A 12,460-nucleotide genomic window follows, 5' to 3' on the forward strand; every position below is an offset into this window, starting at 1 on the left:
GGCGTGCCGCCTTCTCATCAGGAGGAGGCGGCCCCGCACGTCCGGACTGGAGGGGCAGTCTGTGTGCCCGGCCGTGTGGGGGTCTCGGGGAGAGGATGTGGTGGGGCCACCGGTTCTCCTCAGTCCGGTGACCCCACCGGGGTCGGTCACGTCTTCCCCTCTCGTGCAGGCGTGACCTCCATGAAGGTTTATGGGGCGTCGGCGAGGTCGGCCGCGTCCAGGACCGCCATCGCCAGCGCCCGGTCCGCGCCCGCGATGGTGAGCAGCGCGGAGAGCTGTCGTGCCTGGGCGACACCGAGTGCCAACCGGATCTTCTTGGGGCCGACGGTCGCGGCGGCGACCACTTCGGTGGTCTGCGGGGGGCCGGTCCACGGGTCGTCGCGGAGCAGGCTCACGGTCACCCCCGCGTGGGTGGCCACCTCGCGCTCGTGACGCAAGGTCGTGTCCTCGGTGCGGTGGTCGCTCATGCACCACCGGGGGCACAGGTCGGGCATCTCGTCGGCCTTCGTTCGTTGAGTTCGGATGGGCCCGCACGCCCGGGGTCCCGGGGCGTGCGGAGGTCTAGTCGTCGGGGTAGCTACCGGTGACCCCGCCCAGCGCGGGCAGGTCGGTGCCGATCCCCAGGCGCACGGCACGCACCCTCTGGTAGTCGGCATCGGAGTCTGGGGGCGGTGGTGCCTTCGGGGTGTCGTCGGAATCGTCCACAGGGCCTCTCCTGTCGGTAAGGGGGGCGGAGCCCGCGCACCCAGGGGACGGTCACCAGGTGCGCGGGAGCCTCTCAGGTGCCCAGATCGCCCTCGATCACCTCAGCCGCTTCGGTGAGGGCCGACGCCACCTCGCCGTCCCTGCGGGTCGCGGTGAGGAGCACAGCCAGCGCCCGAGCCTGCGCGGCGGAGAGCTGGAGCTGGGCCGTGTCGGGTTCCGCCCACGTGGTGACGCACACCTGGGCGTGGCCTTGCGGTCCGGACACGGGGTCGTCTCGTTCGACGTAGACGGTCACCGGGTGGCCGGTCTCGTCGTACAAGAGCCGGATGTGGTGGACGACGTCGGACGAGGGGTCCATGCCGTGGTCGTTCTCACACCACGCGGGGCAGGCGATCGCGGACATGGTCGGGGCCTTCCGGGAGCGGGGGAGCTGTTCGAGGGGGGACACCCAGCGGACGGGGTGGAGCCGCTCCTGGGCGGTGCGGCAGACCCGCAGGTGTGGGCCGAGCATGGCCCCGTACACCTCCCGGCCTTCGATGACCGAGCCCAGGTGGTGGATGGTGACACCGAACTGATGGGCCCACCGCCACAGGGCGCTGCGGGTTTCGGTCTCGCGCACCTCGAACACGGTGCGGGGTCGCAGCCTCATGACCGGCGCACCTCCCGCATCCGGGTCCGACGCAGCTCGGCGGCGGCTTCCACGGCCAGGTCGGCCAGGCGCTCCAGCGCGGCGATGCGCTCGTCCGGTCCGCTCGTGCGGACAGCCCTCGGGGTGACGTCGACGTAGCACCCGGCGACGACGAGGGACGTTGCCGACCCGTCGACGAGGTCGCGGGCGAGCCGGACGTCGGCCTCGGTTAGGTCGGTCACAGTGACCACGGTGGTTGCGTGTGTCATCGGAGGACCTCCCGGAGGACCTGGTGGACGTTCCGCACGAGCGGGAACACCGTCGCGGCGGAGCCGACCCACATGGCCGACAGTTCGGGGAGGTAGGGGCGGAGCCGTGCGGCGCGGCGGCGCTTCGGTGTCAGGGCGTTCACCTTCCCACCCCCATGTGCTGCCACTGGCGGACGACGGCGGCCAGTTCCCCGAGGTCGGAGGCCGGGAGCGGAGTGGAGATGTCCCGCAGGACGGCCACGCCCAGCCGGTCGCGGTCCTCGGTGCGGCGGCACCGCTCTTCCTCCCAGGCCCGGTAGTAGGGGCGGACCGGGGTCTCGTCGAGGACGGGCGGGTGCCACGTGGGGGCGGAGAGCGGGGCGGTCCACCTCGGGGGGTGGGTGTCGGGGACGCGCCGCGCGGTGCGGCGGTACGGCTGCGGCCGGGAGTGCTGGCGGCCGGGGGCGGGCTGGGGCGGGCGGGCGTGGCGGCCCTGCGGGGGCGGGGCCAGTATGCGCCGCAGCGACGCGAGGAACAGGATCAGGTAGCGCACAGCGCACCTCCTGGGTCAGAGTGCCGCTGGGAGGGCGGCGGGGAACTGAGTAGTCTCATACTGAAACTTAAACTCCAGGTTTTCAAGGGCTGGAGTCCTATTTTTGATCGACTGTCCGATATCCAGTCCTTGGATTCCTAAAATGTCCCCGTCTGACCTCGGACGATCTACGATCAGGGGAATCATGGCCACCAGGTACTCGCCCACCATCCGCCGTCGCCGACTGTCCGCTGAGCTGCGTCGGGTCCGCCAGGCCGCCCGCATGACCAGCGAAGAGGTCGCCAAGGCTGCCGAGTTGTCCAAGTCCACGTACAGCAACATCGAGTCCGGCGCCAAGCAGCGCCCGAAGCTGCCCGAGATCCGCGCGATCCTCGACGCCTGCAAGGTCCCTTACGGCCAGGAGTACGAGGAGATCCTCGATCTGTGCCGCCAAGCCCTGGAACGAGGGTGGTGGAACCGGTACCGAGACGTGCTGGCCGCGCGCTACGTCGGGTTCGAGACCGAAGCCAACAGCCTCAGCACGTGGGAACCGGTCGTCCTGCCCGGACTTCTCCAGGTCCCCTCGTACATGGAGGTCACCGCCCAGGCGTCCCTGGCGCAGCCCGAGGATGTGCGGCGGGTGGTCGACGCGCGTATGACCAGACAGCGCATCCTCGAAGACGAGGACCCGCCAGAACTGTGGGCCATCTTCGACGAGACCGCTCTGCTACGACTGGAACAGCACCCGCGCGTCCGCCAGGAGCAGATCGCGCACCTGCTGGCGATGGCGGAGCGGCCGAACATCACCCTCCAGATGACGCGCGCCAACCAGCTCAACGCGGGCAGTGGCGGGCCGTTCGTCATCCTGGAGTTCCCCGAACCCGTTGACCCGACCATCGTGTACCTGGAGACGGACACCGATGGCATCTACCTGGAGGAGCCCGACGAGATCGCCCGGTACCGCAACCTGATGAACCATCTTCGCCTGGCTGCACTCCGGCCTGGCGAGACAGCCGACCACCTTCGACAGATGATCGAGTAGGCCCATGACCAGCTCAGTTCCCACCTCTCTGAACTTCCGTAAGTCCTCCTACAGTCAGCCGACCGGCGGTAACTGCGTCGAGGTGGCCGACCTTCCGTCCGGCGCAGCCGTGCGCGACTCCAAGTACCCGGGCGCTGGGCACCTGGAGGTCCCGGCTGCCGAGTGGGGCGCTCTGCTCGCTAGCGTGCGCCACGCATAGGGCAAACGAAAGGGGCCGCCTGCGTGCAGGCGGCCCCTTCTCAGTTCCCGCGCTCACCTTACCCCGAGAGGGTGTCAGCAGGAAGGGGACGAAGGGCCTACGGCTCAGTTCGCGCGAATCGGTCCATCCCCGCGTGCGCGGGGCTCACTGCGCAGTGAGCCGAGCCTCTGTGTAGAAATGCTTCCTCACTCGTCGAAGGTGAGGTCCAGCAAGGTCCATTCCTCACCGGTCTCGTCGGTGGCGAGGGTGCACGTGTAGGTGGCCCTGACGGGTCCGCTCTCGTCCTCGTAGTCGACGGTGCCGGTCGCCTCGTAGGTCCACGACTCCGCGTCGGCGACCTCGGCCTGGCTGTCGGAGAACTCCGCTGGGGTGTTCAGCTCGCGTTCCACGAACTCCTCGCACATCACCTCGGAGTCGGTCACTATCCCCTCCGGGGTGGGGTCGCTGCCACATGCGGTCGCTGCGGCGACCACGAGGGCGGCGGAGGACACGAGCAGGGGGCGGGGGATCATGGCGACTCCTTACAGCCGGGGGGTGGAGTGTGATGATCCTCGCACGCCGGTTGGCGGTTTCGCAGCCGGATCGGTGAAGCCTCGCTAGACCTTCGTGTAGTGCGAAGGGTTGCGCTGACTTGTACGTAGCACTATCCATCGCTTAGCGTTCCCTGCTATGGTGCTGTTCTCGCAGGTCGGATAGCGTTGCCGCGTAGTACTACAAACTGTAGTGCTACGCCGCGTCGTAAAACAGGGCGCCCCCCGGGGAATGCCTGGTCGGCGTGGCCCCGGAGGGGCGCGGGGCTGTGTCGGCGCCTTGTCCGATGCGGCTGGGAAGCCGTTCCCCAAGGCGTTCACCTGCGTCAACGCGGTCGTAGAGGTGGTCGGTCTCCGGTGTCGGGGTGGTCATGGGCACGGATTCGTGTGGTGTGCGGCACCACGCGTCGGGGAGCGCTCCCACTGTGGGGCGAACGCCGACTCCGCGGTGCGGAGCGGGCGCAGCCGAGAACGGGGAGGCCCGGAACGAGCGGGGCTCAGTCCTGCTCGGCGTCCTCCCCGACGTCCACCCCGCGGTCGGCCAGCATGGCCTCCATCGCCTCGATCTCCTTCACCTGGGCGTCGGCCATGCCCTGGGCCAGGTCGATGACGCGCTCCTCGCCACCGAGCTCCACCTCGACCTCCGCCATGTCGATCCCGCCCTCGTGGTGGGCGATCATCAGCTCCAGGAAGAGGATCTCGGCCTCCACGCCCTCGGCCGCCCGGAGGGCGTCCATCTCCTCGGGGGTGGCCAGTCCGGGCATCCGCTCCGGGACGACCCCCTCCCCGGCGCCGTGGTCGTGCTCCGACCCCTCCATCCAGGCCATCGGCTCCCCGCTGCGGCGAGAGTTCAGCCCCCACATGGTCAGCCAGCCCTGCATGATCCCGATCTGGCCCTGCTGCGTGCGGGCGATGTCGACCGCCATGATCCGCAGCTCCGGGTCCTGGGTCTTGTCCAGGATGATGTACGACATGTCCACCGCCTGGGCGTGGTGTGAGCTCATGTCGCGGAGGAAACCGGCGTCGGCGCTGTTGTCCAGCGGGCTGGAGGGGCGCCCCACCAGGTAGCCGACCAGCAGCGCGAGGGTGACCAGGGCCACGGTGATGCCCACGGGGACGGATCGCCTCGTCGGGCGGTGCGGGGCGTCCTCGCGGTCGCCGTCCGTCTCCTCCGGGTCCTCCCGTGCGAACGCGGTCTCGTCCGTCGCGTCGTCGGTTCCGCCGGTGACTCCGGCGGAGGTGTCGCTTGTGTGTCCCATGGACCCATCCTGGTCGAATCGCACGGCCGTGGTGCCAAAGTAGAGGATAGATAAGTCCGATACGACCGCATGTGTACCAGGAGGCCCGGTGGCCAAGAAGAAGACGGCGGCTGAGCGACGCCGTAAGGCAGCGGAGATGCGGGAACAACGGCTCAGGCTGGAGCGGCGTCGCAGGATCCTCAACATCGCGGGGGTCAGCACCGCCGCAGCCCTGGTTCTGGGCCTGCTCGGCTTCGCGGTCTTCATGCAGATCCGCAGCAGCATCATCCCCGGGATGGAGGAGTTCGAGGTCGGTTCCTACGAGCACGTCCAGGTGGGCGAACGGGTGGACTACGACCAGACGCCTCCGGTCGGTGGCAACCACTGGGCCTACTGGCAGAACTGCGGGGTCTACCCCGAACCGGTCACCTACGAGCTGGGCGTGCACTCGCTGGAGCACGGCGCGGTGTGGATCAACTACGCGCCCGACCTGCCCCAGGACGAGGTGGACACCCTGGTGGACATGTACAGCCCCGGCGACTACCTGCTCATCGCCCCCCACGACGGTGAGCTGGACGCCCCCATCGTCGCCTCCAGCTGGGGCCGCCAGGTCACCGCGGAGACCGCTTCCGACGAGGCCCTCCAGCGGTTCGTCGAGCGCTTCGAGCGGGGCACGGACGTCCCCGAACCCGGCGCCGCCTGCTCGGGCGCGGTGTCGGCGACGGCCGCCGAGGTCTCGGCCGGTATCGAGTCGGGGAACGTGGACTTCCTGGGCGGGGGAGCCCCGATGGACGCCCCCGCCGGTGACGGCGCCGCCGACACCGGTTCCGGTGCGGAGGACACCGCCGACGGGCAGGACCCCGAGGGCGACGACGGCGCCGAGCAGGACGGGGCGGACACCGGCTCCCAGGACGAGGGGACCCGGAACGAGGACGCGGAGGACACCGACGGAACGGAGTAGACCGACTCCCCCGACCCACCCTTCCCCTCACAGGCGGAGAGGGGCCGCCGACGCCCCGGCGGCCCCTCTCTCCGTTTCCCGACCCTCCCGGTCCGCGTACCCGCGCGGATCAGGGGCAGGGTCACAGTTCTCCCTCGGGGAGGGCGGGGATGTGCTCCTCGACGGCCGCGCTCAGGGTCGTCAGCGCGGCGGCCGGAGGGCCGTGGGTCGGCGGTACCGTCAGCTCGACGTAGGCGGTGTGTCCCACCGCCACGTACATGGTGGGGTCGTCGGCGGGCAGCGGTAGCCAGGGCACCCCGTTGACCTCCTGGAGGACGGAGTCGGGAGCCAGCGCGGACGGTCGGGGGACACCGCAGCGCACACCGATCGGCGGGTCACCCCACGCCGCCGTCAGCTCCGACTCGGGTCGGACGGTCGCGCGTTCGGCGTCCATCAGGGTGTCGGGCAGGGAGGCCACGAACGCCGCGCAGGTCCGTGCGGTCGCCTCGTCGACCTCGGGAGGCTCGACACGCACGGTCGGCGCACCGCAGCCCGCGGCGGTCAACACGGCCGTGAACGCCGCCCCGAGACGCCGTATCAACACGTCAGCAACCCCGATCCGCTCCGTGGGTCAGATATTGACGATGGGACACGTCAGGGTACGGGCGATACCGTCCAGGCGCTGAATCCGCGCCACCACCAGGGCGCCCAGCGAGTCGACGTCCTCGGCGTGCGCCTGCACGACCACGTCGTAGGGGCCGGTCACGTCGTGCGCCTCGTCGACGCCCTCGATCTCCCGGATCCGCCCGGCGACCTCGGCGGCCCGCCCGACCTCGGTCTGGATCAGGATGTATGCCTGCACCATGAGAACTCCTTCGTGTGTGCCGGGCGTGAGGTAGAGCGGCCCCGGCCGAGCCGACGGTGCGGCCGATGACGAACAGATGACAAACGTGGGTCCAGACCACCGTTCCGGAGCGTCACCGTACCCTGATCCCTGTGTTGAGCACCATTGGGGGTCTTGGTGAGTTCGCTCTGATCACACGCGTGACGAGCAAATTCCCCGCGACGCAAGATGTAATCCTCGGACCAGGCGACGACGCGGCGGTCGTCGCCGCACCCGACAGGAGGACGGTCGCCACCACGGACGTGCTGGTGGAGGGGCGCCACTTCCGGAGGGAGTGGTCGTCGGGCCGCGACGTCGGGCACCGCGCGGTGGCGCAGAACTTCGCCGACGTCGCGGCCATGGGAGCCCGTCCCACCGGGCTGCTCATCGGCTTCGCCGCCCCGCCCGACCTGCCCGTCTCCTGGGTGGAGGAGTTCGCGGCCGGGGTGCGTGACGAGTGCGCCCTCGCGGGCGGGGCCGTCGTGGGAGGGGACACGGTGGCGTCCGACACACTGACCGTCGCGATCACCGCGCTCGGCGACCTCCAGGGACGCGCACCGGTCCGTCGCGACGGCGCCCGCCCCGGCGACGTCGTGGCCTACTCCGGCCGCCTCGGACTGTCGGCGGCCGGGCTCGCGCTGCTGGAGGCGGGGATCGACGGCCCCGAGGAGTGCCTGGCCGAACACCGCCGACCGAGCCCGCCCTACGCCGAGGGGGTGGTCGCGGCGAGGACGGGGGCCACGGCCATGCTCGACGTCAGCGACGGTCTCGCCCAGGACCTCGGGCACGTCTGCCGCGCCAGCGGTGTCCGCGTCGACCTGGACCCCTCCGCCCTGCGGCCGGAACCCGCGCTCCTGGCGGCGGTCCGCGCCCTGGGCACGGCACCGGCGGACGCCGAGCGCGTCGCCCGGGAGCTCATGGTCGGCGGCGGCGAGGACCACGCACTGGCCGCCACGTTCCCGCCGGACGTCGACCTCCCGGAGCACTGGATCAGGGTGGGCGCCGTCCACGGGCCGGAGTGGGTCCCGCAGGGCGGTGGGGAGCCGTCCGAGGCGCCCGTCACCGTCGCCGGACGGCCTCCGGCGCGCCTTGGCTGGGACCACTTTCGGACGGAGTGAGCCAGGACCGGGATTTGTCCCGTTTGGTGATCGCGCTAGGCTGATCCAACGCGGCTCGCGCCGCCCCAGGGGCGGCCCGCCCGTCCTCGTGGAGAGCGAAGAGCCCCGGAACGTTCATGTCCGCCTCCTCCCGGCACGGAAGGTCCGCGATCGGCGACCGTCCGGCGGGGCGAACGGAGGCGGAGCATCGTCGAGAGGCGGTTTATGGGCCGGCACGTGTCGCGGCACGACTCCCGACGCGGTGCGCACCGCAGCGAGCGGGAGGACGCCGGTGCGTTGCGGCGGATCGGCGGCTTCCTGGAGAGCACCGTCCCCAAGCGCGTCGAACCCCCGCGGCTGATCAACGTCCTGGTCGTGTCCGGCGTCATCCTGGGGCTGCTGCTGTTCGGCTACAGCACGACCCAGATCTACCTCCAGTTCGGGGGCGCGCCGGGCGCGACGGAGGCCCCGGGGGCCCAGGACGGGCTCCACCCCAGCGGCGACGCCTCGCCGAACCAGGAGCACGAGGGCTCCTCCGGCGACAGCGCCGAGGAGGTCCAGGCGGGTGTGGAGCCCACCACGGTCGTCTACGAGATCGTCGACACCACCGACACGGGGTTCACCGCGCGGGTCACCGTCACCAACACCTCCAGGGCGACACTGGACACCTGGGAGCTGGCGCTGGCCTTCGAGACCGCCGAGGTCACCGAGGTGCGCGACGCCGACTGGGAACCGTTCGCGGACGGGATCCTCGCCCGTCAACCCGGCTCCCAGGAGGCCCTCGACCCCGGTGACTCCGCGACGCTCGAACTCGACGCCCTCGGCGTCGTCCAGTCCCCCGTGCGCTGCTCCCTGAACGGCCACGTCTGCGCCCTCTGACCCCGCCGTACCGACGGAAGCCGGGGCTCCCGGCACCGGACACGGCGAAGGCCCCCCGATGAGGTGTCGGAGGGCCTTCGTCGAATCCAGAGGGCTGGAACCCTAGCGGGTCACCTTGCCGGCCTTGATGCACGAGGTGCAGGCGTTCACACGCTTGGGCGTGCCGCCCACGCGGGTGCGAACGGTCTGGATGTTGGGGTTCCAGCGGCGGCGGGTGCGACGGTGCGAGTGGGAAACACTGTTACCGAACCCTGGTCCCTTGCCGCAGACGTCGCAGACGGAAGCCACGGTAACTCCATTCAAGCGCTCGGGATCGCGCACGTCGCCGCACGCGAAGGGTCGACCGGCCGGGACCGGCCGGGTGGACAGGCTGGCGCGGACGCCAACCGTGGAAGAGTACACGAAGGACGCGGTCGGACGCGGATTCGTACCGCAGACCGGTGTCCGTACTCGACGTGGTGGAGACGGTGCGGCCGAAGCCCTCGCACCCCCACCGGGGCATCGCATCCACCACGCGGGCATGGCGAAAAGGCGATGAACTCCGACCAGTATACCCCGGTTGGGGGAGGGCGGACGCCGCCCCGCTCCCGCGCCCGTCCGCCCTCCCCGTCGCACGCTGCCACTACGGTGACGTTGAGCAGAGCGATCAGGCGGGGACGGGACACAGTGAGTACCTGGGACGAACCGCTGCGCGTGGCCCTCGGGGGCTCCGCGCGGGCCTTCAAGGACAAACTCGGACTGCACACCCTCGGCGACCTGTTGCGGTACTACCCGCGCCGGTACGACCGCCGAGGAGAGTTGACCGACCTCGCCGGGCTGCGCGAGGGCGAGGACGTCACCGTGCAGGCACGGGTGCTGGACGCCAAACGCCGTACCGTGCCCGCCCGCCAGGGCCGTCGCCGGATGGACATGATGGAGGCCACGGTCACCGACGGCACCGGCCGCCTGCACCTGACCTTCTTCAACAGAGGCGCCTACCACCAGAACTCGCTCGTCCCGGGACGGCTCGCGCTCTTCTCCGGCCGGGTCTCCTCCTACCGGGGGCGCCGCCAACTCGACCATCCCGAGTACCAGCTCATCGACGAGGACGGCAGCGAGGGTGAGCGCGCCCGCGCCTACGCGGAGGAGCTCATCCCGATCTACCCGGCCGTGAAGGGACTGGACTCGTCCCGGATCGCGCTGGGGGTGGACCTGGCCCTGGCCCGCGCCGCCGACCTGCCCGACCCGCTCCCGCCCGAGGTCCGCGCACGCCACCACCTGGTCGGCGTGCGCGACGCCCTGGAGCGGATCCACCGCCCGTCGGAGTGGTCGGACGTGGGGACCGCCCGCCGCCGGCTCAAGTGGGACGAGGCGTTCGTCCTCCAACTGGCCCTGGCCCAGCGCCGCCACCTGGCCGAGGAGCTGCCCGCCACACCGCGCCCGGGCGCCGAGGGCGGCATCCTCGACGCCTTCGACGCCGAGCTGCCCTTCACCCTCACCGACGGACAGCGGGAGGTCGGTGAGCGGCTCGCGCGACGGCTGGACGCCTCCCACCCCATGCACTGCCTGCTCCAGGGCGACGTCGGCGCGGGCAAGACCCTGGTCGCGCTGCGCGCCATGCTCAGGGTGGTCGACTCCGGCGGTCAGGCCGTGCTGCTGGCGCCCACGGAGGTCCTCGCGCAGCAGCACCACCGGTCGATCAGCGCGATGCTCGGCCCGCTGGCCCGGGCCGGACAGATCGACGGGGCGGAGAGCGCCACCCGGGTGGCGCTCCTCACGGGGTCGATGAACGCCGCCGCGCGCCGCGAGGCCCTGCTCGACGCCGCCTCCGGGGCGGCCGGGATCGTCGTGGGCACGCACGCGCTCCTCCAGGAGCACGTCTCCTTCGCCGACCTGGGACTGGTCGTGGTGGACGAGCAGCACCGGTTCGGCGTGCGGCAGCGCGACGCGTTGCGGGAGAAGGCCGCCGACGGGCGGCCGCACGTCCTGGTGATGACCGCCACCCCGATTCCGCGCACGGTGGCCATGACCGTCTACGGGGACCTCGACGTGGTCGCGCTCACCCAGCTGCCCACCGGACGCGCGGGGGTGTCCACGCACGTCGTCCCGGCCAAGGAGAAACCGCACTTCCTGACCCGCGCCTGGGAGCGGATCCGCGAGGAGGCCGCCCGGGGGCGCCAGGCGTTCGTGGTCTGCCCGCGGATCGGCGACGGCGAGGGGGAGGGAGCTGACGAGGAGGTCGACGGCGACCGGGACGCGGAGGTCCCCGGCGCCCGGCCCCCGCTGGCCGTGCTGGACGTCACGGCACGCCTGGCCGACGGGCCGCTGGCGGACCTGTCGGTGGAGGCGCTGCACGGGCGGATGAGCCCGGACGACAAGGACGCGGTCATGCGTCGCTTCGCGGAGGGGCGGACGGACGTGGTGGTCTCCACGACCGTCATCGAGGTGGGCGTGGATGTGCCCAATGCCACCGTGATGGTCATCATGGACGCGGACCGCTTCGGGGTCTCCCAGCTGCACCAGCTCCGCGGCCGGGTGGGGCGGGGGACGCTCCCGGGGCTGTGTCTGCTGGTCACGGACGCGGAGGAGGGCTCCCCCGCGCGGGAGAGGCTGGGCGCCGTGGCGGCGACGACGGACGGGTTCGAGCTGTCCCGGGTCGACCTGGAGATGCGCAGGGAGGGCGACGTCCTGGGGGAGTCCCAGTCCGGGGCCCGTTCCTCGTTGCGCATGCTCACCCTGCTCAAGGACGAGGAACTGATCGGGGAGGCGCGCGAGGAGGCCACGGCCTACGTCGCGGGCGACCCCGACCTGACCGCCTACCCGCCGTTGGCGGAGGCGTTGACGGAACTGCTTCCCCAGGAACGCGCGGAGTACCTCGACAAGGCCTGATCCCGGGTTCGCCGGCCCGTTCGGGCGGTCGTGGTCGGCACACGCCCTAACGTGGAGCCATGACCCGCATCATCGCCGGAACGGCCGGTGGACGGCGTATCGCCGCGCCCGACGGCCGCACCACCCGACCCACCAGTGACAGGGCGCGCGAGGCCCTGTTCGCCTCCGTCCAGTCCGACCTGGGGGCCCTGGACGGACTCCGGGTCATGGACCTGTACGCGGGGTCCGGGGCGATCGGCCTGGAGGCGCTGTCCCGGGGCGCCGGGCACGCGCTGCTCGTCGAGGCCGACCGGAGGGCGGCACGGGTCGTCCAGGACAACATCCGCGCGTTGGGGCTGCCCGGGGCCCGCCTGGTGGCCGACCGGGTGGAGCGGGTGGTCGCCGCCGCCAACCCGGGGGAGCCCTTCGACCTCGTGGTGGCCGATCCGCCCTACGCCGTCGGTGACGAGGAGGTCGCGGGGGTGCTCGCCGACCTCGTGCGGAACGGATGGCTGGCCGAGGACGCGGTGGTCGTGGTCGAACGCTCCAAGCGCGGGGCGGAACCGGCCTGGCCCTCGGGGCTGGAGCGCGACCGCAGACGGGGGTACGGGGAGGCGGTGCTCTGGTACGCCCGCCCGTCACCCTCCACCACCCTCAACTGACGGCCTGCGGCCGCGGCGTCTCCCACTTCG

Annotated in this window: 18 protein-coding genes; 7 read left to right on the forward strand and 11 right to left on the reverse strand. The window is 71.4% G+C overall.

Features of this window, described 5'->3' with window-relative positions; all coding sequences use genetic code 11:
- Window positions 1-188 precede the first annotated feature (188 nt).
- From DVR05_RS00545 to DVR05_RS00560, 6 genes are all read right to left on the reverse strand, one after another.
- Window positions 189-467, reverse strand: a complete 279-nt coding sequence (locus DVR05_RS00545) for a hypothetical protein (protein WP_157982368.1) — start codon at window positions 465-467, stop codon at window positions 189-191.
- Window positions 468-561: 94 nt separating this feature from the next.
- The gene (locus tag DVR05_RS26465) at window positions 562-705 is read right to left on the reverse strand and encodes a hypothetical protein (RefSeq protein ID WP_157982369.1); all 144 of its coding nucleotides are present in this window, start codon (window positions 703-705) and stop codon (window positions 562-564) included.
- A 73-nt stretch (window positions 706-778) separates the two neighbouring features.
- Entirely contained in the window at window positions 779-1,354 is a 576-nt protein-coding gene (locus DVR05_RS26870; RefSeq protein WP_198658977.1) for a hypothetical protein, read from the reverse strand.
- Window positions 1,351-1,575, reverse strand: coding sequence for a histidine kinase (locus tag DVR05_RS00555; protein WP_232831904.1), 225 nt, complete (start codon window positions 1,573-1,575; stop codon window positions 1,351-1,353). Before DVR05_RS00555 ends, DVR05_RS26870 begins: the two co-directional genes overlap by 4 nt.
- Window positions 1,576-1,598: 23 nt before the next feature.
- Window positions 1,599-1,745 carry a hypothetical protein gene (locus tag DVR05_RS26470; RefSeq protein WP_157982370.1) on the reverse strand — a complete coding sequence of 49 codons (147 nt, stop codon included), beginning with the start codon at window positions 1,743-1,745 and terminating at the stop codon, window positions 1,599-1,601.
- Complete coding sequence (locus tag DVR05_RS00560) at window positions 1,742-2,134, reverse strand: hypothetical protein (RefSeq protein ID WP_116243787.1); 393 nt, start codon at window positions 2,132-2,134, stop codon at window positions 1,742-1,744. Before DVR05_RS00560 ends, DVR05_RS26470 begins: the two co-directional genes overlap by 4 nt.
- A gap of 184 nt (window positions 2,135-2,318) precedes the next feature.
- Between DVR05_RS00560 and DVR05_RS00565 the strand changes: the two genes are divergently transcribed.
- Window positions 2,319-3,155: a helix-turn-helix transcriptional regulator gene (locus DVR05_RS00565; protein ID WP_116243788.1), complete on the forward strand. Its 837-nt coding sequence runs from the start codon at window positions 2,319-2,321 to the stop codon at window positions 3,153-3,155.
- Between the two features lie 4 nt (window positions 3,156-3,159).
- Complete coding sequence (locus DVR05_RS00570) at window positions 3,160-3,354, forward strand: DUF397 domain-containing protein (RefSeq protein WP_116243789.1); 195 nt, start codon at window positions 3,160-3,162, stop codon at window positions 3,352-3,354.
- Between the two features lie 185 nt (window positions 3,355-3,539).
- Here the strand turns inward: DVR05_RS00570 and DVR05_RS00575 are convergent, their stop codons facing one another.
- Together DVR05_RS00575 and DVR05_RS00580 are read right to left on the reverse strand one after the other, a co-directional pair.
- Complete coding sequence (locus DVR05_RS00575) at window positions 3,540-3,866, reverse strand: hypothetical protein (protein ID WP_116243790.1); 327 nt, start codon at window positions 3,864-3,866, stop codon at window positions 3,540-3,542.
- A gap of 515 nt (window positions 3,867-4,381) precedes the next feature.
- Complete coding sequence (locus tag DVR05_RS00580) at window positions 4,382-5,143, reverse strand: DUF305 domain-containing protein (protein ID WP_116243791.1); 762 nt, start codon at window positions 5,141-5,143, stop codon at window positions 4,382-4,384.
- An 88-nt stretch (window positions 5,144-5,231) separates the two neighbouring features.
- Here DVR05_RS00580 and DVR05_RS00585 point away from each other — a divergent pair, with 88 nt between their 5' ends.
- On the forward strand, window positions 5,232-6,083 hold the full coding sequence (locus tag DVR05_RS00585) for a DUF3105 domain-containing protein (RefSeq protein WP_116243792.1): 852 nt from the start codon (window positions 5,232-5,234) through the stop codon (window positions 6,081-6,083).
- Window positions 6,084-6,204: 121 nt separating this feature from the next.
- Here the strand turns inward: DVR05_RS00585 and DVR05_RS00590 are convergent, their stop codons facing one another.
- Entirely contained in the window at window positions 6,205-6,666 is a 462-nt protein-coding gene (locus DVR05_RS00590; protein ID WP_116243793.1) for a DUF3515 domain-containing protein, read from the reverse strand.
- Between the two features lie 27 nt (window positions 6,667-6,693).
- Complete coding sequence (locus tag DVR05_RS00595) at window positions 6,694-6,927, reverse strand: Lrp/AsnC family transcriptional regulator (RefSeq protein WP_116243794.1); 234 nt, start codon at window positions 6,925-6,927, stop codon at window positions 6,694-6,696.
- Between the two features lie 131 nt (window positions 6,928-7,058).
- Here DVR05_RS00595 and DVR05_RS00600 point away from each other — a divergent pair, with 131 nt between their 5' ends.
- Together DVR05_RS00600 and DVR05_RS00605 are read left to right on the forward strand one after the other, a co-directional pair.
- Window positions 7,059-8,063, forward strand: coding sequence for a thiamine-phosphate kinase (locus DVR05_RS00600; protein ID WP_116243795.1), 1,005 nt, complete (start codon window positions 7,059-7,061; stop codon window positions 8,061-8,063).
- 204 nt (window positions 8,064-8,267) lie between these two features.
- Complete coding sequence (locus tag DVR05_RS00605) at window positions 8,268-8,921, forward strand: cellulose binding domain-containing protein (protein ID WP_116243796.1); 654 nt, start codon at window positions 8,268-8,270, stop codon at window positions 8,919-8,921.
- Window positions 8,922-9,023: 102 nt separating this feature from the next.
- On the opposite strand, the gene rpmB is transcribed toward DVR05_RS00605, so the two are convergent.
- Window positions 9,024-9,209: a 50S ribosomal protein L28 gene (gene rpmB / locus DVR05_RS00610; protein WP_013151263.1), complete on the reverse strand. Its 186-nt coding sequence runs from the start codon at window positions 9,207-9,209 to the stop codon at window positions 9,024-9,026.
- A 378-nt stretch (window positions 9,210-9,587) separates the two neighbouring features.
- On the opposite strand from rpmB, the gene recG reads away from it, so the two are divergent.
- Entirely contained in the window at window positions 9,588-11,789 is a 2,202-nt protein-coding gene (gene recG / locus DVR05_RS00615) for an ATP-dependent DNA helicase RecG (protein ID WP_116243797.1), read from the forward strand.
- A gap of 59 nt (window positions 11,790-11,848) precedes the next feature.
- Entirely contained in the window at window positions 11,849-12,430 is a 582-nt protein-coding gene (gene rsmD, locus DVR05_RS00620) for a 16S rRNA (guanine(966)-N(2))-methyltransferase RsmD (RefSeq protein ID WP_116243798.1), read from the forward strand.
- Window positions 12,431-12,460 lie beyond the last annotated feature (30 nt).

It is taken from the genome of Nocardiopsis sp. FIRDI 009, from assembly GCF_003386285.1.
In the GTDB taxonomy this organism is placed as follows: domain Bacteria; phylum Actinomycetota; class Actinomycetes; order Streptosporangiales; family Streptosporangiaceae; genus Nocardiopsis.